Raw genomic sequence first — 18,438 nt, forward strand, 5'->3', positions numbered from 1 at the left:
ACCGCCAAGGAAGTGTGAGGGTATGCCCAGGGCGGCGTTCCGCTCGAACTGCCGCTTGAATGAAGGGAATCGAGTTCGAATAAATCGACCGGCGCGGGGTCAGCCGGCCTGGGCGACCAGCCGGCCGGACCGCTCCGCGGCGCACGTGCGCGGGCAGGTGGCGCAGACGTCGTCGGGGCGCAGGGTGTAGAACATGCAGCAGCTGACCCGGTCCCGGGTGCGCACCGGCTCCCCGCCGGGCCCGGTCAGCCGGCGGAAGGCCGCCGCGCCGACGTACGGCCTGGTCGCGCCCGGCAGCAGCAGCTCCAGCTCGCGCATGGCCCGCTCCTCCTCGCCGAGCAGCTGGGCGGCGTACCACAGGCTCTCGACGATCTCGTCGGTCGCCATGCCCCACAGGGCCCGGCCGCGCCGCCGCATGCGCGGGCCGAAGCCGGCCAGGACGGGTTCGAGGTGGCCGGCGACCGCGGACCGCACCTCCGCCCGCAGCGCCTCCTCGTCGGGCACCACCCGGGCGCCGGGCAGCGCGGCCGCGGGGTCGCCGGGCAGGCAGGCGAAGCCGTCCGGGCGTACGGCCATCCGGCCCACGGCGAGACCGGGAGCGGCACGGTCGAACGAGACGTGCGTCACGGGGTAGCGGGGCACGCGGCGGTGCAGGAACCACGGCACGGTGATCAGCAGGCAGGCGGGCCAGGCGTACCGGTGCAGGCCGAAGCTCGCGATCACGTCCGGGCGGGCCCGCTGTCCGTAGTCCCGCAGCACCTGGGTGTCGTCCCAGGTCAGGAACGCCTCCAGGCCGGCCCCGCCCTCGGCGAGCGCGGACGCGGCGACCCAGCCGCCGCCCCGGGGGAGCTCCTCGTCGGCGCCGATCTCGGTGACGGCCAGTGCGGGGAAGACCTCCGCCAGGCGGGCGTACGCGTCCGCGACGGCCGAACCGGGCACAGGCATGCGCTTCCCCTTCACGACGGGTGGGGCCACGTCTCGGAGAGCCGGGCCGATAAAGGTAAGGCTCACCTTACCGAAGATTGCCGATATGGGAACTGACGGCCGGTGCGCTTATGGTGCTTGACGGACGAGTACCGACCCGCCCGCATGACCCCACGTACCGACACGTACCGATACGTCCGCAGGAGGACCCGTGAAGCAGGACACGCAGGGCTCCACCGGTGCGGGGGGCGCGGGCGCCGGCCCGGCCGGCGCGGGCCGCTTCCGGGTGCCCGCCCAGCCCCGGACGGGGGGCGCGGACCGGGGGCGCGAGCGTCTGCGGGGCGCCGAGGGCGGGGCCGCGCGCGGCGAGCACACGCACGGCGAACCGGCCCTTCCGGCTCCCCGGCCCGTCGTCCAGCGGTCGTCCGTGCGCGGGCAGGTCCTCGCCGCCCTGCGCACCGCGCTGGTCACGGGCGACCTGCGGCCCGGCGAGGTGTACTCGGCGCCCGTGCTCGCCGAGCGGTTCGGCGTCTCCGCGACGCCCGTGCGGGAGGCCATGCAGCAGCTCACCCTCGAGGGCGCCGTCGAGGTGGTGCCGAACCGGGGGTTCCGGGTCGTCGAGCGGGGCGCGCGGGAGCTGGCCGAGCTCGCCGAGGTCCGGGCGCTGATCGAGGTCCCGGTGATGCTGCGGCTGGCCCGCACCGTGCCCGCCGAGCGCTGGGCCGAGCTGCGCCCCCTCGCCGAGGCCACGGTCCGCGCCGCCTCCTCCGGCTGCCGGGCCACGTACGCCGAGTCCGACCGCGCCTTCCACGGCGCGGTGCTCGCCCTCGCCGGGAACGAGCAGCTGGTCCGGATCGCCGAGGACCTCCACCGCCGCGCCCAGTGGCCCCTGGTCGGCTCCGTTCCCGGGGTCCGCGGCCGGGCGGAACTGGTGGCCGACGCCCACGAACACACGGCCCTGCTGGACGCGTTGATCGCGGGGGACCTCGAGGTGGTGCGTTCCCTGGTGGGGGAGCACTTCACCGGAGCGGCCTGACCGAGGCGGCTCGGGAGGGGCGGTCGTGCGGGTCGGCCGCGCGGGGCGACGGGGCCGTGGCCGTGCGCGGCTACGCCGTCGCCGCTCCCGTGGCCGGCGGGGCCAGGCGGTGGGCCAGCCAGGTGGGGACGCCGCCCAGGAGGCGGAACAGACGGCGGGCCTCCTCGCGCAGGCGGGACGCCTCCGGCTCGGCCTCCGTGTCGGCGAGCGAGACCAGGGCCGGGGCCGTGCCCACGAGGTAACCCAACTCCTCGCGGATCCGCAGGGATTCGGCGAAGCCGTGCCGTGCCTCCGTCAACTCCCCCTCACGCAGCGCGAGTCCGGCGAGGTGACGCCAAGTGCCGGACAGCAGCAGCGGGTCGGCGTGGGAGGTGGCGCCCGCGTGCGCCCGCCGGTACGCCGCACGCGCCGCCTGCGGCGACCGGGTGAGGTTCTCGGCGATCAGCCCGCGCCGGAAGTCCAGCAGCGCCCGCCCCGCCGCCCCCGGAGGGATCAGCGCCGCCGCCCGGCCGAGCGCGGCCCGCGCCTCGTCGGACCGGTCGCGCACACCGAACAGCGTGGCGGCGTAGGCCACGTACCCGCGTTCACAAGCGGCGGCCCCCCGCTCCTCGTCGGTGTGGGCCAGCGCCTCGGCCGTCCGCAGCGCGTCCTCGGCCTCCTCCCACCCCGCCTCGGTGTACAGGCACCGCTCCACCAGCAGCGACGCCCGCTGCAGGGCCGCGGCCGGGGTGTCGGGCACGAGCAGGGCGGCGGCGTCGGCCCAGCAGGCACGGGAGCGCAGCCGCCATACCGCGGTCTGGAGGGGATCGTCACCGGCGGTCGTTCCGTTACCAGACATGGCGGTATGCGCCACGTTGCCCTCCCCGAGCACGCCGTCGAGCTGTTGAGTGGTGGCCGCATCTCAGCACGAACGAGGGGGCCGGGCCAAGAGGACGGGTGAAAGATTTCACAAAGTTGTGGGGTGGCGGGCGCGAACGCCGGACCGGCCGACGGCGCCCGCGCACCACTCCACGGCGCCCGCCGTCACGACGCGCCGTCCACCGGGCGTCCCGCGCCGCGCGGCGCGCCGTGCGCGCCGGGCGCCTCAGCTCATCCGCAGGGCCAGGAAGAAGTCCAGCTTGTCCTCCAGGCGGGACAGGTCACGGCCCGTCAGCTGCTCGATGCGGCCCACCCGGTACCGCAGCGTGTTGACGTGCAGGTGCAGCCGGGAGGCGCACCGGGTCCAGGAGCCGTCGCAGTCGAGGAACGCCTCCAGGGTGGGGATCAGTTCGGCACGGTGGCGCCGGTCGTAGTCGCGCAGGGGGTCCAGGAGGCGGGCGGTGAAGGCGCGGCGCACGTCGTCGGGGACGAAGGGGAGCAGCAGGACGTGCGAGGCCAGCTCCTGGTGGCCGGCCGCGCAGACCCGGCCCTGCCGGGCCGCGGCCACGCGCCGCGCGTGCCGTGCCTCCTCCAGGGCCCCGCGCAGGCCCTCCGCCGAGTGCACGGCCGCGCTGACCCCGAGCGTGACCCGGCCGTCGTCCTCCAGCCCCGCCGTGAGCGGGTCCCGCACGGACTCCAGGAGCGCGTCGGCGAGGATCCCCGTCCCGGAGCCGTCGTGCTCGCCCGTCACCGAGGGCAGCGGGACGAGCGCGATCGCCTCCTCCCCGGTGTGGGCGACCGCGATGCGGTCCGAGTGCTCGGGGCCGGTCGACGCCGGGTCCACCAGGATCTCCTCCAGCAGCGCCTGGGCCACCGGACCGCCGGCCACCTCGCCGCCGTCCCAGTCGACGCGGGCCACGACCACCTGCCAGTGCGGCGCGGTCCCGAGCCCGGGCAGCAGCACCGGGGCCGCCACCCGCAGCCGTGCCGCGATCTCGGCGGGCGCGGCGCCCGTCTGCACCAGCTCCAGCACCTCCTGCGCGAGCCGGCGCCGGACCGTGCGCGCCGCTTCCCGGCGGTCCCGCTCGACCGCGATCAGCTGGGTGACCCCGTGCAGCAGGTCCAGCCGCTCCTCGGCCCAGTCCGCGGCGTCCGCCTCGACGGCCAGCAGCCAGTCCGACAGCACCGTCTCGCGCACGTCCCGCGCGCCCCGGGGGGACGACCCGGGCGGCGGGCCCTGCGGGGCGCGCCCGCCGGCGCGCACCGGGAAGAGGCTGTACGTCGTCTGTCCCACCGTCACCCGGTGCGGTCCGCGCCGTCCGGTGCGGGTGGCCGCCAGGTGCTCCGCCGCGAGCCGCGCGCACACGTCGGCGGGCAGCGCCGGTCCCCCCGCCCCCTTCGGCCCGGCGATCAGCCGGCCCGCGGGCGACAGCACCCAGGCCCGCAGGTCCAGGTCCGAGCCCAGCAGGTCGAGCACCACGTCCGGGCCGCCGCCCGCCGGGCCCGAGGTCATCATCCGACGGTGCCGGTCCACCACGGCCGCGAGGTCCCCGGCGCGCTCGCCGGACACCTGCCGCACGACGTGCTCGGTGACGGTCGCGAAGGCCACCGACTCGTGCACCGCGAACAGCGGCAGCCGGTGCCGCGCACAGGCCGCGACCAGGTCGTCCGGGACCTCGCCCAGTTCCGCCGTACCGGCCGCGACGGCGGCCACCTGGGCCTGCGCCAGGATCCGCACGAACGGCTCCGAGTCCGCGGCGTCCCGGCGCCAGGCCAGGCCCGTGAGCACCAGCTCCCCGCCCGAGAGGTAGCGGCTCGGGTCCCTCAGGTCGGTGGTCATCACCCCGCGCACCGTACGGTCCAGCTCGTCCTCGCCGCCGAGCAGCTTCAGGCCCAGCGCGTCGGTGTCCAGCAGTGCGCGCAGCCGCATTCTCGTCGCCGCCGTTCTTTCGTCTCGATACCTACGATGGAGCGTGGGGAACCTTCCGGTGAGGACCCGTGGGTGGCCGGTCAGCGGTGTCGGCCGGCTCCTGGGCCGTGTCCCCCGTTGCCGGAGGAAGGCGGGGAGGTTCCCGGTGGCCTCCATTCATACGAATCTACAAGATGTCCGCGTTGGCCAGCCAACTCCTTCATGGTTTCGGTGACTGACCCCGGTGGAACACCCGGCGGTGTACTGAGCCCACTCCGAGTGAACCGCACATGAACGAGCCGGGCCCGCAGCACACGGATTGGCTCGATCCGCACGCTCCACGAGACGCAGAAGAGAGTCGGCCATGGACTTCCTTCGCCCCGCCAGCTGGGAGGAGGCGCTCGCCGCGAAGGCCGAGCACCCCACCGCCGTGCCGATCGCGGGCGGCACCGACGTGATGGTCGAGATCAACTTCGACCACCACCGGCCCGAGTACCTCATGGACCTGAACCGCATCGGTGACCTCCACCACTGGGAGGTCGGCGGGGAGAGCGTGCGGCTCGGCGCCTCCGTCCCGTACTCCGGGATCATGGAGCACCTGCGCGCCGAGCTGCCGGGTCTCGCCCTCGCCTCCCGCACGGTCGCCTCCCCGCAGATCCGCAACCGCGGCGGCGTCGGCGGCAATCTCGGCACCGCCTCCCCGGCCGGCGACGCCCACCCGGCGCTGCTCGCCGCGGACGGCCGGCTGACCCACGTCAAGGCGCGCATCGTCCTCGACGGCGGCGCGTACGCCTCCGCCTCCCCGGCCGTGGTCGGCAACGCCTCCTCGCTGGGCGTCGGACCGTACGCCGTGGACGACGTCGAGATCGAGGCGATCGCCCTCTGCACCAACAACCCGCCCTGCGGCGCGATGCGCGGCTTCGGCGCGGTCCAGGCGTGCTTCGCCTACGAGGCGCAGATGGACAAGCCGGCGGCGAGGCTCGGCATGGACCCGGTGGAGCTGAGGCAGCTCAACGCCATGGAGCAGGGCACGGTCACGCCCACCGGGCAGCCGGTCGACTCCCCGGCGCCGGTCGCCGAACTGCTGCGCCGCGTCAAGGCGATGCCCATGCCGCCGGAGCGCCAGTGGGAGTCCAGCGAGGGCGCCGACGTGCGCCTGCTGCCCGGCGGCCTGTCCAACACCACGCACGGCGAGGGCGTCGTCCGCGGCGTCGGCTACGCCGTCGGCATCAGGAACGTCGGCTTCTCCGAGGGCTTCGACGACTACTCCACCGCCCGCGTCCGCGTGGAGGCGGTCGGCGGGGAGCCGGTCGCCACCGTGCACACCGCGATGGCGGAGGTCGGCCAGGGCGGCGTCACCGTCCACGCCCAGATCGCCCGCACCGGGCTCGGCGTCGCCCGGGTGACGATCCACCCCGCCGACACGCAGGTGGGCTCGGCGGGTTCGACCTCGGCGTCCCGGCAGACGTACGTCCCCGTCGACGTGCTCGAACTCGCCGACGACCACGCGCCGTACGGGCTGCGCGGCGTCGGCGAGGCGCCCACCCTGTCATCGACCCCGGCCGTCCTCGCGGCGATCCGCGACACGACGGGCCTGGAGCTGAACAGGACACCGGTCCGCCCGGAACACCTCACGGGCACGGTGTGAGGCACGGGCCCGCCGCGACGGGCGGGCCCGCGCCGGCACCGCCTGCCGTCGCGGTCGGTCGTGCCTCCCCCCGGGGCGGCACGGGTGGGCGCAGCGGCACCCCGACGCCGGGTGACCGTGCAACCGCACGGTCACCCGGGCGCCGGTCCCCACACACAGGTGCAGTACCGGGCCGTCCCCCGGGTCTGGCACCTCCCAAACCCCGGCTCGCGCCGGCACAGCGCCGGCGCAGCGACCGGGTGCCCCTATGAACCTTGGGAGATGGCACCATGACCCAGCAGTCAGTGGAGCCGGCGGCCACCGCCGAGGACGCGGGCGCGGGAACCCGCGTCCCGGCCGGACGGTCCTGGCTCGACCGGTACTTCCACATATCCCGCAGGGGATCCACGGTCGCGCGTGAAGTGCGCGGCGGCGTCACCACCTTCATGGCGATGGCGTACATCCTCCTGCTCAACCCCCTGATCCTGTCCGGCGAGGACGCGGCCGGGAACACCCTCGGCCGCACCGCCCTGATCACCGCGACGGCGTTCGCCGCCGCCCTCACCACGCTGCTGATGGGCTTCGTCGGCAAGGTGCCGCTCGCCCTCGCCGCCGGCCTGTCCGTGTCCGGGGTGCTCGCCTCGCAGGTCGCGCCCGTGATGACCTGGCCGCAGGCCATGGGCATGTGCGTGATGTACGGCGTGGTCATCATGCTGCTGGTCGTCACCGGCCTGCGCGAGATGATCATGAACGCGATCCCGCTCGCGCTGAAGCACGCGATCACCATGGGGATCGGCCTGTTCGTCGCCCTGATCGGCCTGGTGAAGGCCGGCTTCGTGCACGAGAACGCGGCGCCCGGCGGCGGCCCGGTGATCCTCGGACCGGGGGGCGAACTGGCCGGCTGGCCGGTGCTGCTGTTCGCCGTGACCCTCCTGGCGATCTTCATGCTCCAGGCGCGGGGCGTGCCCGGCGCGATCCTGATCGGCATCATCGGCGGCACCGTACTGGCCGTCGCGCTCAACGCGTTCGGGGTCATCGACCCCGAGCAGTGGGCGAGCGGCGCTCCCGAGCTGCACGGCAGCGCGGTCTCCGTGCCCGACTTCTCGGTCTTCGGCGAGGTCGAGTTCGGCGGCTGGGGCGAGGTCGGCGCCATGACGGTCGGCATGATCGTCTTCACCCTGGTGCTGGCCGGCTTCTTCGACGCGATGGCGACCATCATCGGCGTCGGCACGGAGGCGAAGCTCGCCGACGACAAGGGCCGGATGCCGGGCCTGTCCAAGGCGCTGTTCATCGACGGCGCCGGCGGCGCGATCGGCGGCGTCTCCGGGGCCTCCGGCCAGACGGTGTTCGTCGAGTCGGCGACGGGCGTGGGCGAGGGTGCGCGGACGGGGCTGTCCTCCGTCGTCACCGGACTCTTCTTCGCCGCCTGCCTGTTCTTCACCCCGCTGACGGCGATCGTGCCGGGCGAGGTCGCCGCGGCGGCCCTGGTGGTGATCGGCGCCATGATGATGACGAACGCCCGGCACGTGGACTGGGCCGACCGCGCCACCGCGATCCCGGTCTTCCTGACCGTCGTCATCATGCCGTTCACGTACTCCATCACCGCGGGCGTCGCCGCCGGGGTCATCGCCTACGTCGCCATCAGGACCGGCCAGGGCAAGGCCCGGGAGATCGGCGCCTTCATGTGGGGCCTGACGCTGATCTTCCTCGTCCACTTCGCCCTCGCCCCGATCGAGAGCTGGCTGGGCGTGCACTGACCCGGTGCCGCCGCACGTACCCTCCACGCAACCGTCGTCGAGGAGACCGGGAGGTGCCGGACGTCACCCGGCACGGTGGTCGGCCCGGTCTCCGGCGGCTGCGTGGAGGGCGCGGGGTACGGACTCGTGCGAGCAGGCGCCGCGGGACGGCGAAACCGTCCTGGAGCGCTTCGGCCACAGCGGCGGGGACGCCTTCGCCGCCGGTCCGACCTGCGGCGGCGTCATCGACGTCCTGGTCGCCCCGGTGCGGGCGACGGACCCCGCCCGCACCGTGCTCGCCGCCGCGCTGCTGGAGCTCGCCCCGTGCCTCCCGGTGGCGCACGTCGGCGCGTCGGGGGCCCGCCGCGCCCGCCCGGACCGCGACGCGCGCCTGCGCGAAGTCGGCGTGACCGGCCCGGAGCCGGCCCGCCTCGGGCCGCCCCTCGGCCGCGCCCCGGGCGCCCGCACGCCGGAGGGGGCGGCCCTGTCCGTCGCGGCGGAGACCGTCGCGGACCGGGCCGGCCCGGCGGCCTGAGCGCGCGGTGGACTCAGGGCTGCCTCAGGAGCCGGTTCAGCGCCCGTCCGAAGACGAGGCGGCCCGCCCGGCCCACCAGGCCGTCGAACAGGGCGGGCACGGCACGGACGCGGATCTCCTCCCGCCACAGCACGCGCGCCCGGCCGCCCGGCCCCGGCCGCACCTCGATCTCGGCCCACCCCGTGACGACGCGGCCGCGTTTCTCCAGGCGGCACAGGCCGGGGGAGCCGTCCAGCGGGGGCCGCCACACCGTCACCTCCATCGGGTCGGCGAAGGAGAGCGGGCCGAGGCCCGTGCGGGCGACGACCGTCGTGCCCTCGCCGGTCGGCGGGGGAGTGGCCACGGTGATCCGGGTGAGGGGGACCGCATCCCCGTGCCGGGGCCACCGGGTGAGCCGGCGCCATGCCTCGTCGGGGGAGAGGGGTGCCGTGCGCTGGACATGGAAGGTGGCCACGAGGGGATCCTAAGGAATCCCGTCCGCTCGTCGGCCGACCCGGCGGCGTGTCACCCGGTCGGGCCGGTCCCCGGTCCCGCCGCGCTCACCGGTACACCTTCCCCGGCTCCGCCCTGCCCGGCGCGAGGAGCTGAGGGACCGTCACGAAGACGTACCCCCGCTTCTTCAGCGCGTCGATGATGCCGGGCACGGCGGGGACCGTCCCGTCGTAGATGTCGTGGAGCAGGATGATGCCGTCGCGGGAGGACTGGGCGAGGACGCGGCGGGTGATGAGGCCGGAGTCGGTCGTCCTGTAGTCCTTCGCCGTCACGCTCCACAGGACCTCCGCGAGGCCCAGTTCGCGGGAGATCCCGTTCACGGTGCCGTCGGTGCGGCCCTGCGGCGGGCGCATCAGGGTGGGGCGGCGGCCGGTGAGGCGTTCTATCTCCTCGTTGGGGCGCTCCAGTTCCTCGCGTATCTCCTCGGGCTCCAGGTCCGTCAGGATCCGGTGGGTCCAGGTGTGGTTCGCCACCTCGTGACCCTCGTCGGCCATGCGCTCGACGAGCTCGGGGTACGTGTCGATGTGCCGCCTGCCCAGCAGGAAGAACGTCGCCGGGACCTGTTTCTCCTTCAGGATGTCCAGCAGCCGCGCGGAGTGCTCGCTCGGCCCCGCGTCGAAGGTGAGCGCGATGCACTTGACCTCGCGGCAGTCGACGGTGCCGAACCGGGCCTGGACGTCCGCGGACCGGACGGCGCTGGGGGCGGTCGTCTCCACCTGCGTGCAGCCGCTCAGCGCCAGCGTCGCGGCCGTGGCCGCCAGCACGCTCGCCAGGGCCCGGAACGCGGTCCCCGGTCTTTTCATCTTCCTGGTCAGAGAAGGCATGCCGGGACTATACATAGCGTCTATACATGCAATGTATAGTCCGTTTCGCGTGCCCTCGGACGGGGGGCGGGGGGCATGTGAGAGTCGTCACCGGGTCACCCGCGCCGACGTGTGCGGCGTCGATGCGTGCGACGTCTGCGCGTACGGCGTGAACGCGGGGCCGAGGAGGAACCCCGTGAGCGAACACCCCTGGCGCAGGGTCCTGGTGACCGGCGGGGCGGGATTCGTCGGATCCCGCCTGCGCGCGCGGCTGGCCGAGGGCGGCGCCGAAGTCGTGTGCCCGGACGGCCTGTCCACCGGATCCCGGGCCGACGTCGCCGAGCCGGAACGGTATCGCGGCTTCCGTTTCGTTCGCGCCGACGCCACCGACCCCGCAGCCCTCACCGCCCTGCCCGGCCGGTTCGACCTGGTGCTGCACTTCGCCTGCCCCGCCTCGCCCGTCGACTGCCTGCGACTGCCCCTGGAGACCCTCGAGGCCGGCGGCGCCGGTACCCGCAACGCCCTGGAGCGGGCCCGCGCCGACGGCGCGCGTTTCGTCCTCGCCTCCACCTCCGAGGTGTGCGGGGACCCGCTGGAGCACCCACAGCGCGAGACGTACTGGGGCGACGTCAATCCGATCGGTCCGCGCAGCGCCTACGACGAGTCCAAGCGCTTCGCCGAGGCGCTGGTCGCCGCCCACCGCCGGGTGCACGGCACCGACACCGCCATCGTGCGCATCTTCAGCACCCACGGCCCCCGCATGCGCACCGGCGACGGCCGCGCCGTGCCCACCTTCGTCGCGCAGGCCCTGGACGGCGTGCCGCTCACGGTCGCCGGCGACGGCAGCCGGACCCGCTCCCTGTGCCACGTGGACGACACCGTCGCCGGCGTCCTCGCCCTGGCCGGCTCCCGCGAGACCGGGCCGGTGAACATCGGCGGCGGCGAGGAGGTCACCGTGCTGGAGCCGGCCCGCCGCATCGTCGAGCTCACCGGCTCCGCCTCCCGGATCCGGTTCGTGGACCGTCCCGTGGACGACCCCGCCCGGCGCCGCCCCGGCACCCGGCTGGCCCGCGAACGCCTGGGCTGGCGGCCCCGGACCGGCTGGAGCGAGGGCCTGGAGCGCACCGTTGGCTGGTTCTCGCGGTCGACCGCCGTCTGAGTGCGCCGCCCGGTCCGATATGTGCCGTTGTTCCGAGGTGGCAGAGTTCTCATAACTGTGCAAAAAAGGACATATTGATGCGAGTTGTCTCCAAGTGTTTGAGACAACTGCGGTGCGGCACTCGCGTCCCGAGAGCACCACCCGTACCGCAGGGACGGAGTACACGCCTCATGCGCATCCTTGGTATCAACGCCCTGTTCCACGATCCCGCCGCCGCCCTGGTCGTCGACGGCCGGACCGTGGCCGCGGCCGAGGAGGAGCGCTTCAGCCGGCGCAAGCACGGCAAACGGCCCCTGCCGTTCTCCGCCTGGGAGCTGCCCGAGCAGTCCGCGCGCTGGTGTCTGGAGCAGGCGGGCCTCGGCCCCGCCGACCTGGACGCCGTCACCTACTCCTTCGACCCGGCGCTGGCCCGGCCCGCCCGCGACATGGGCCTGGACGACCCCTGGGACCCGCTGCGCCTGGAGTACGCGCGCCGCGCCCCCGAGTTCCTCGCCGAGGCCCTGCCCGGCCTCGACCCCGCCCGGGTCGTCTTCGTCCCCCACCACGTCGCCCACGCGGCCTCCGCCGGACCGGCCTCCCCGCACCCCGACAGCGCCGTCCTCGTCCTGGACGGCCGCGGCGAGGCCGCCTCCCACCTGGCCGGCCGCTACCGCGACGGCAAGCTCGACATCCTCGCCGCCCAGGCGCTGCCCGACTCCCTCGGCCTGGTCTACGAGGAGCTCACCGCCCACCTGGGCTTCCTGCGCAGCAGCGACGAGTACAAGGTGATGGCCCTCGCCTCCTACGGGACCCCGCACCACCTGGCCCGCCTGCGGGAGGACATCCGTCCGACCGGCCACGGCGGCTTCCGCGCCCACGGCGTCGACTGGGCCGCCCTCGCCCCGTCCCGCGCCGAGGACGAGCCCTGGACCCGGGACCACGCCGACCTCGCCGCGAGCGCCCAGGCCGTCCTGGAGGAGGTGCTGCTGGAGCTCGTGCACTGGCTGCACCGCGAGGCCGGCGGCGACGCCCTCACCATGGCCGGCGGCGTCGCCCTGAACTGCGTCGCCAACTCGGTGATCGCCGCGCGCGGCCCGTACCGGCACGTGTGGGTGCAGCCGGCCGCCGGCGACGCCGGCACCGCGCTCGGCGGCGCCCTCCACCTGGCCGCGCAGGAGAGCACCCCGGAGCCCGTGCCCGGCGCCGACCTCGGCCGCGGCTGGAGCGACGACGAACTGCGCGCCTGGCTCGAGCGGGCCGCGATCCCCCACGAGAAGCCCGACGACATCGCCGAGACCGTCGCCGAGGAGCTGGCCCGGGACGGCGTCGTCGCCTGGTTCCAGGGCCGCAGCGAGTACGGGCCGCGCGCCCTCGGGCACCGCTCCCTGCTCGCCCACCCGGGCCGCGCCGGGAACCTGGAACGGCTCAACCACGTCAAGGGCCGCGAGGAGTTCCGGCCCGTCGCCCCCATGGTCCTCGCCGACCGCGCCGCCGAGCTGTTCTCCCGCGGCCCGATCCCCAGCCCGTACATGCTCTTCGTCCACGACGTCGCCCCCGAGTGGCGCGAGCGGATCCCGGCCGTCGTCCACGTCGACGGCACCGCCCGCATCCAGACCGTCGACGAGCGCCGAGAGCCCCTGGTCGCGCGGATGCTGCGCGGCTTCGAACGGCGCACCGGACTGCCCGTGGTCGTCAACACCAGCCTCAACACCGCCGGCCGGCCCATGGTCGACGACCCGCGCGACGCCCTGGAGTGCTTCGGCTCCGCCCCGGTGGACCTGCTGGCGATCGGCCCGTACGCGGTGCGCAGGAGGAGGGTGTTCGGATGACGTCGTACGCCGTCGTGGTCCCCACCCTGGTGCGGGACACCCTCGCCGACTGCCTCGGCGCGCTGGCCGCCGCGCACGGGCCGCGCCCCGACGCGATCGTCCTCGTCGACGACCGGCGGTCCGGGCCCGGTCCCGGCTCCGGACCCGGCCCCGTGGACGAACCGCTGGACCACGCGTTGCGCGTCCTCGGCGACCTGCGCGAGCGCACCACCGTCCTCACCGGCGGGGGCCGCGGCCCCGCCGCCGCCCGCAACGCCGGGCTGCGCACCGTCACCACGCCCTGGGTGGTCTTCCTGGACGACGACGTCCAGGTCGGCCCGCACTGGTGCGCCCAGCTCGTCGAGGACCTCAAGGAGGCGTCCCCCGACACCGCCGGCGTCCAGGGCGTCATCACCGTGCCCCTGCCCGGCGGGCGCCGCCCCACGGACTGGGAACGCGGCACCGCCGGACTCGCCCGGGCCCACTGGATCACCGCCGACATGGCCTACCGCACCGAGGCCCTCGGGCAGGTCGGCGGCTTCGACGAGCGCTTCCCGCGCGCCTTCCGCGAGGACGCCGACCTCGCGCTGCGCCTCCTCGACGCCGGCTGGCGCATCCGCCAGGGCCGGCGCACCACCCTGCACCCCGTGCGCCCCGCCTCCCGCTGGGCGTCGGTGCGGCAGCAGCGCGGCAACGCCGACGACGCCCTGATGCGGCATCTGCACGGACCCGACTGGTGGGACAAGGCGGTCGCGCCGCGCGGCCGGATCCGCCGCCACGCCGCGATCACCGCCGCCGGTGCGGCCGCCTGCGCCCTCGCCGCCACCGGACACCGCCGGGCGGCCGCCGCCTGCGCCCTCGGCTGGGCCGCCGGGACCGCCGAGTTCGCCCGCGCCCGCATCGTCCCCGGGCCGCGCACCCGCGACGAGGTGACGAACATGCTGGCCACCAGCGTGCTCATCCCGCCCGCCGCGACCTGGCACCGGCTGGCCGGGGCCTGGCGCCACCGGCACGCCCCCGCCTGGCAGGAGGCGGTCCGATGAATCCGACGCACCAGGTGAGGGCGGTGCTGTTCGACCGTGACGGCACCCTGGTCCACGACGTCCCCTACAACGCCGACCCCGAGCGGGTGCGCCCCGTCGAGGGCGCCCGCGAGGCGCTCGACGCGCTGCGCGCCCGCGGCGTCCGCACCGGCGTCGTCACCAACCAGTCCGGCGTCGCCCGCGGACTGCTCACCGACGCCGACGTCCGCCGCGTCAACCACCGCGTCGACGAGCTCCTCGGCCCCTTCGACGTGTGGGCGGTCTGCCCGCACGGGCCCGACGACGGCTGCCACTGCCGCAAACCCCGGCCGGGCATGATCCTGTGGGCGGCCGGGCGGATCTGCACGGATCCGGCCGACTGCGTCGTCATCGGCGACATCGGCGCCGACCTCGAGGCCGCGCGCCGGGCCGGCGCCCACGGCATCCTCGTCCCCACTCCGCAGACCCGCCCCGAGGAGACGGCCGCCGCCGCCCACGTGGCACCGGACCTCGCGACCGCCGTGCGAGCGGTGCTGGACGGACTGCCGGACGACCGGGACCCGGGCGCCCCGCCGCCCCCCGCGGACCGCGCGGGGGAGGCGCCGCCGCGGGACGGACGCGCGGGCGTCTCCGCGTCCCGTCCGGGCACGCCGGAGGACGTGCCGCCGTGGGGCGGGGGCGCGGGCGTTCCCACGTCCGACGTGGGGCGTCCCGCGGCGGATCCCGCGTCCGGCGTGGAGGGCCCCGTACCGGGGAGGCGCGCGTGAAGGCACTCGTCACCCGCCTCGACAACTTCGGCGACGTCCTGCTCGCCGGGCCCGCCGTGCGCGCCGTCGCCGCCCGGGCCGACACCGTCACGCTGCTGTGCGGACCGCACGGAGCGCCCGCCGCCCGGCTGCTGCCCGGCGTGGACGAGGTCCTGGTCTGGGACGCCCCCTGGGCCGGGTTCCAGCCGCCCGAGGTCCGCCGCGAGGAGATCGACGCACTCGTCGCCGCCGTCGCCGCCACGGACGCCGACACCGCGCTGGTCCTCACCTCCTTCCACCAGTCCCCGCTGCCCGCCGCCCTGCTGCTGCGCCTGGCCGGGGTCCGCCGCATCGCCGCCGACAGCGAGGACTACCCCGGCTCCCTCCTCGACGTACGCCACCACCGCGCCCCGCACGCCCACGAGGCCGAGGCCGCGCTCGACCTGGCCGAGGCCGCCGGTTTCCCCCGGGTCGACGACGGACGGCTGCGGGTGCTCCCGCCGCCCCCGGTCGACGAACTGACCGGCCCGGCCGGGTACGTCGTCGTCCACCCGGGCGCCAGCGTGCCCGCCCGCGCCTGGAGCCCCGAGCGGTGCGCTCAGGCGGTGCGCGAACTCGCCGCCGCCGGACGCCGGGTCGTGGTCACCGGCGGCGCGAGGGAGCGGGACCTCACCGCGTACGTCGCCGGCGACCGGGGCCTCGACCTCGGCGGCCGCACCGACGCCGCCGAACTCGCCGGAGTGCTCGCCGGGGCCGCCTGCGCCGTCACCGGCAACACCGGGCCCGCGCACCTCGCCGCCGCCGTCGGCACCCCGGTGGTGTCCCTCTTCGCACCGGTCGTCCCGGCCGAACGGTGGCGGCCGTACGGCGTGCCGTACGTGCTGCTCGGCGACCAGCGGGCGCCGTGCGCCGGCACCCGGGCCCGGCAGTGCCCCGTGCCCGGCCACCCGTGCCTGGACGACGTGACCGCGCTCGACGTCGTCGCCGCCGTCGACAAGCTCGTGGAGGTGGCATGAGGATCCTGCTCTGGCACGTGCACGGGTCGTGGACCACGGCCTTCGTGCAGGGCCCGCACACCTACGTCGTCCCCGTCACCCCGGACCGCGGACCCGACGGACTGGGCCGCGCCCGCACCTTCGACTGGCCCGACTCGGTCGTCGAGGTGCCCCCGGAGCGCCTGCGCGAGACGGACATCGACGTCGTCGTCCTGCAACGGCCGCACGAACTCGTCCTCGTCGACCGGTGGCTGGGCCGCCGCCCGCCCCTGGTCTACCTGGAGCACAACGCCCCGCACGGGGACGTGCCCGACACCCGTCACCCGGCCGCGGACATCCCCGGCGTCACCCTCGTCCACGTCACCCACTTCAACCGTCTGATGTGGGACTCCGGTTCCGCCCCGGCCACCGTCGTCGAACACGGCATCGTCGACCCCGGCCCGCTGTGGACCGGCGAACTGCCGCACGCCGCCGTCGTCGTCAACGAGCCGGTGCGGCGCGGCCGCACCACCGGCACCGACCTGCTGCCGCTCTTCGCCGAGGCGGCGCCCCTCGACGTCTTCGGCATGCGGACCGAAGGCCTGGCCGACCACCTCGGCCTCCCGCCCGACCGCTGCCGCGCGCACGAACTGACGCAGGCCGACCTGCACACGGCGATGGCCCGCCGGCGCGTCTACGTCCACCCCGTGCGCTGGACCTCGCTCGGCCTGTCCCTGCTGGAGGCGATGCACCTGGGCATGCCCGTGGTCGCGCTCGCCACCACCGAGGTCACCGAGGCCGTACCGCCCGGCGCCGGGGTGGTCTCCAACCGGATCGACGTACTGACCGAAGCCGTACGCGACTTCGTCGCCGACCCGCTGCGCGCCCGCCTGGCCGGCGAGGGCGCACGGGCGGCGGCGCTGTCCCGCTACGGGCTGTCCCGCTTCCTGGACGACTGGGAGCGGCTGCTCAAGGAGGTGACCCGATGAGGATCGCCATGGTGTCCGAGCACGCGAGTCCGCTCGCCGCGCTCGGCGGCGTCGACGCCGGAGGCCAGAACGTGTACGTGGCGCGGCTCAGCGAGGAGCTGGCCCGGCGCGGCCACCGCGTCACGGTGTACACCCGCCGTGACGCGGCCGACCTGCCCGACCGGGTGGAGCTGCCCGGCGGCGCGGTCGTCGAACACGTGCCCGCCGGCCCGCCCGAGGCCGTCCCCAAGGACGAACTGCTGCCCCACATGCCCGCGTTCGGCGCGTACCTCGACCGGGCCTGGCGGCGGGAGAGGCCGGACGTCGTGCACGCCCACTTCTGGATGTCGGGCCTGGCCGCCCTGACCGGAGCCCGCCCGCACGGCGTCCCGGTGGTGCAGACGTTCCACGCCCTCGGCACCGTCAAGCGCCGCCACCAGGGATGGCGGGACACCAGCCCGCCCGAACGCATCGCCGTCGAGCGGCAGATCGGACGCGACTGCGCACGCGTCCTCGCCACCTGCAGCGACGAGGTGCGCGAACTGGCCGCGATGGGCGTGGACCTGGAGCGGGTGTCGGTGGTGCCCTGCGGCGTCGACGCCGGCCACTTCCACCCCGGCGCCGAGGGCGCGGCCGTACCGCCGCGCCGCGAGCGGCACCGGCTGCTCGCCTGCGGCCGGCTGGTCCGCCGCAAGGGCTACGACCGGGCCATCCGCGCGCTGAGGGCGGTCCCGGACACGGAACTCGTCGTCGCCGGGGGCCCCGCCGCCGGCCGGCTGGGCCGCGACCCCGAGGCCCGGCGGCTGTGGCACCTGGCGCACCGCATCGGGGTGGCCGACCGGGTACGGCTGCTCGGCGCGGTCGCCCCGGCCGACATGCCGGCCCTCATCGGCAGCGCCGACCTGGTGCTGTGCACCCCCGTCTACGAGCCGTTCGGCATCGTGCCGCTGGAGGCGATGGCGTGCGCCGTGCCGGTCGTCGCCACCGACGTCGGCGGCCACCGCGACAGCGTCGCCGACCGCGCCACCGGGCGGCTGGTCCCGCCCGAGGACCCCCTGGCGGTCGCCGCCGCCGTACGCGAACTCCTCGCCGCGGACGGACTGCGCCGCCGCTACGGCGCCGCCGGGCGCGAACGCGTCCTGGCCCGCTACACCTGGAGCCGCGTCGCCGACGGCGTCGAGGACGTCCACCGCCAGGTCCTGGCCGCACGCGCGATCCCGAAGGAGGTGGCCTGATGACCGTGCACCCTCCCGTCACCGGTCACTGCGACGAACTCGAGGACGCCCTGGGGGCGTTCCGCGCCTCCGCCCCCATCACCGCACGGTGGGGCGAGCGGCTCGCCGAGGTGCTCGGCTCCGGGGGCCGGCTGCTGGCCGCGGGCAACGGCGGCAGCGCGGCCCAGGCGCAGCACCTGACCGCGGAACTCGTCGGCCGCTACCGCGACGACCGGCCCGCGTTCTCCGCGATCGCCCTGCACGCCGACACCTCCAGCACCACCGCCATCGCCAACGACTACGGCGTCGACGCGGTGTTCGCCCGCCAGGTCCGCGCCCACGGCCGCCCCGGCGACGTGCTGATGCTGCTGTCCACGTCCGGCGCCAGCGCCAACCTGCTGTCCGCCGCCGACGCGGCGCGCGCGGCCGGCCTGCGGGTGTGGGCCCTGACCGGGCCCGCCCCCAACCCGCTGATGGCGGGCAGCGACGAGTCGCTGTGCGTGGAGGCGCCCACGGCGGCCACCGTCCAGGAACTCCACCTGGTCGCGGTGCACATGGTGTGCGCGGCGTTCGACGCGGCGCTGGAGAACGGGGGGTGGCGCGGCACGGACCCGGGACCCACGGGCGGCCGGAACGGCGGGAGGTGAC

Annotated in this window: 17 protein-coding genes and 1 pseudogene; 13 read left to right on the forward strand and 5 right to left on the reverse strand. The window is 75.7% G+C overall.

The features are described 5' to 3' along the window. Positions 1 to 99: 99 nt before the first annotated feature. The gene (locus FHS37_RS14115) at positions 100 to 945 is read right to left on the reverse strand and encodes a (2Fe-2S)-binding protein (protein WP_184820900.1); all 846 of its coding nucleotides are present in this window, start codon (positions 943 to 945) and stop codon (positions 100 to 102) included. Between the two features lie 190 nt (positions 946 to 1,135). Between FHS37_RS14115 and FHS37_RS14120 the strand changes: the two genes are divergently transcribed. Then, positions 1,136 to 1,960: a GntR family transcriptional regulator gene (locus tag FHS37_RS14120; RefSeq protein WP_184820902.1), complete on the forward strand. Its 825-nt coding sequence runs from the start codon at positions 1,136 to 1,138 to the stop codon at positions 1,958 to 1,960. A 70-nt stretch (positions 1,961 to 2,030) separates the two neighbouring features. On the opposite strand, the gene FHS37_RS14125 is transcribed toward FHS37_RS14120, so the two are convergent. Both FHS37_RS14125 and FHS37_RS14130 read right to left on the reverse strand, forming a co-directional pair. Continuing rightward, positions 2,031 to 2,798, reverse strand: a complete 768-nt coding sequence (locus FHS37_RS14125; protein ID WP_184820904.1) for a hypothetical protein — start codon at positions 2,796 to 2,798, stop codon at positions 2,031 to 2,033. A gap of 246 nt (positions 2,799 to 3,044) precedes the next feature. Continuing rightward, positions 3,045 to 4,748, reverse strand: coding sequence for a PucR family transcriptional regulator (locus tag FHS37_RS14130; RefSeq protein ID WP_184820905.1), 1,704 nt, complete (start codon positions 4,746 to 4,748; stop codon positions 3,045 to 3,047). A 343-nt stretch (positions 4,749 to 5,091) separates the two neighbouring features. On the opposite strand from FHS37_RS14130, the gene FHS37_RS14135 reads away from it, so the two are divergent. From FHS37_RS14135 to FHS37_RS41285, 4 genes and pseudogenes are all read left to right on the forward strand, one after another. After that, complete coding sequence (locus FHS37_RS14135; RefSeq protein ID WP_184820907.1) at positions 5,092 to 6,375, forward strand: FAD binding domain-containing protein; 1,284 nt, start codon at positions 5,092 to 5,094, stop codon at positions 6,373 to 6,375. 269 nt (positions 6,376 to 6,644) lie between these two features. Beyond that, complete coding sequence (locus tag FHS37_RS14140; protein WP_184820909.1) at positions 6,645 to 8,111, forward strand: NCS2 family permease; 1,467 nt, start codon at positions 6,645 to 6,647, stop codon at positions 8,109 to 8,111. A gap of 27 nt (positions 8,112 to 8,138) precedes the next feature. Then, positions 8,139 to 8,400 (forward strand): annotated as a pseudogene (locus tag FHS37_RS41280) (XdhC/CoxI family protein); the annotation flags it as partial. Positions 8,401 to 8,424: 24 nt separating this feature from the next. Next, positions 8,425 to 8,625: an XdhC family protein gene (locus FHS37_RS41285; RefSeq protein ID WP_446001695.1), complete on the forward strand. Its 201-nt coding sequence runs from the start codon at positions 8,425 to 8,427 to the stop codon at positions 8,623 to 8,625. Between the two features lie 13 nt (positions 8,626 to 8,638). On the opposite strand, the gene FHS37_RS14150 is transcribed toward FHS37_RS41285, so the two are convergent. Both FHS37_RS14150 and FHS37_RS14155 read right to left on the reverse strand, forming a co-directional pair. After that, positions 8,639 to 9,079 carry an SRPBCC family protein gene (locus tag FHS37_RS14150; RefSeq protein ID WP_184820911.1) on the reverse strand — a complete coding sequence of 147 codons (441 nt, stop codon included), beginning with the start codon at positions 9,077 to 9,079 and terminating at the stop codon, positions 8,639 to 8,641. A gap of 85 nt (positions 9,080 to 9,164) precedes the next feature. Next, a complete protein-coding gene (locus FHS37_RS14155; protein ID WP_184820912.1) occupies positions 9,165 to 9,941 on the reverse strand; it encodes a polysaccharide deacetylase family protein in 777 nt (258 codons plus the stop codon). A 175-nt stretch (positions 9,942 to 10,116) separates the two neighbouring features. Here FHS37_RS14155 and FHS37_RS14160 point away from each other — a divergent pair, with 175 nt between their 5' ends. The 8 genes from FHS37_RS14160 (at position 10,117) to FHS37_RS14195 (ending at position 18,437) form a co-directional block, all read left to right on the forward strand. Then, complete coding sequence (locus tag FHS37_RS14160; RefSeq protein ID WP_229889835.1) at positions 10,117 to 11,079, forward strand: NAD-dependent epimerase/dehydratase family protein; 963 nt, start codon at positions 10,117 to 10,119, stop codon at positions 11,077 to 11,079. A 170-nt stretch (positions 11,080 to 11,249) separates the two neighbouring features. Continuing rightward, positions 11,250 to 12,887, forward strand: a complete 1,638-nt coding sequence (locus FHS37_RS14165; protein ID WP_184820916.1) for a carbamoyltransferase family protein — start codon at positions 11,250 to 11,252, stop codon at positions 12,885 to 12,887. Continuing rightward, a complete protein-coding gene (locus tag FHS37_RS14170) occupies positions 12,884 to 13,909 on the forward strand; it encodes a glycosyltransferase family 2 protein (protein WP_184820918.1) in 1,026 nt (341 codons plus the stop codon). The genes FHS37_RS14165 and FHS37_RS14170 overlap by 4 nt, the downstream gene beginning before the upstream one ends. Continuing rightward, positions 13,906 to 14,655 carry a D-glycero-alpha-D-manno-heptose-1,7-bisphosphate 7-phosphatase gene (locus FHS37_RS14175; RefSeq protein WP_229889834.1) on the forward strand — a complete coding sequence of 250 codons (750 nt, stop codon included), beginning with the start codon at positions 13,906 to 13,908 and terminating at the stop codon, positions 14,653 to 14,655. The genes FHS37_RS14170 and FHS37_RS14175 overlap by 4 nt, the downstream gene beginning before the upstream one ends. Further along, positions 14,652 to 15,650, forward strand: a complete 999-nt coding sequence (locus FHS37_RS14180) for a glycosyltransferase family 9 protein (protein ID WP_184820920.1) — start codon at positions 14,652 to 14,654, stop codon at positions 15,648 to 15,650. Before FHS37_RS14175 ends, FHS37_RS14180 begins: the two co-directional genes overlap by 4 nt. Beyond that, positions 15,647 to 16,597 carry a glycosyltransferase gene (locus FHS37_RS14185; protein WP_184820922.1) on the forward strand — a complete coding sequence of 317 codons (951 nt, stop codon included), beginning with the start codon at positions 15,647 to 15,649 and terminating at the stop codon, positions 16,595 to 16,597. Before FHS37_RS14180 ends, FHS37_RS14185 begins: the two co-directional genes overlap by 4 nt. Beyond that, a complete protein-coding gene (locus tag FHS37_RS14190; RefSeq protein WP_184820924.1) occupies positions 16,594 to 17,811 on the forward strand; it encodes a glycosyltransferase in 1,218 nt (405 codons plus the stop codon). Before FHS37_RS14185 ends, FHS37_RS14190 begins: the two co-directional genes overlap by 4 nt. After that, positions 17,811 to 18,437: a D-sedoheptulose-7-phosphate isomerase gene (locus tag FHS37_RS14195; RefSeq protein ID WP_184820926.1), complete on the forward strand. Its 627-nt coding sequence runs from the start codon at positions 17,811 to 17,813 to the stop codon at positions 18,435 to 18,437. The genes FHS37_RS14190 and FHS37_RS14195 overlap by 1 nt, the downstream gene beginning before the upstream one ends. Position 18,438 lies beyond the last annotated feature (1 nt).

Origin of the sequence: Streptomyces griseomycini (assembly GCF_014203535.1) — a bacterium.
Classification (GTDB): Bacteria; Actinomycetota; Actinomycetes; order Streptomycetales; family Streptomycetaceae; genus Streptomyces; species Streptomyces griseomycini.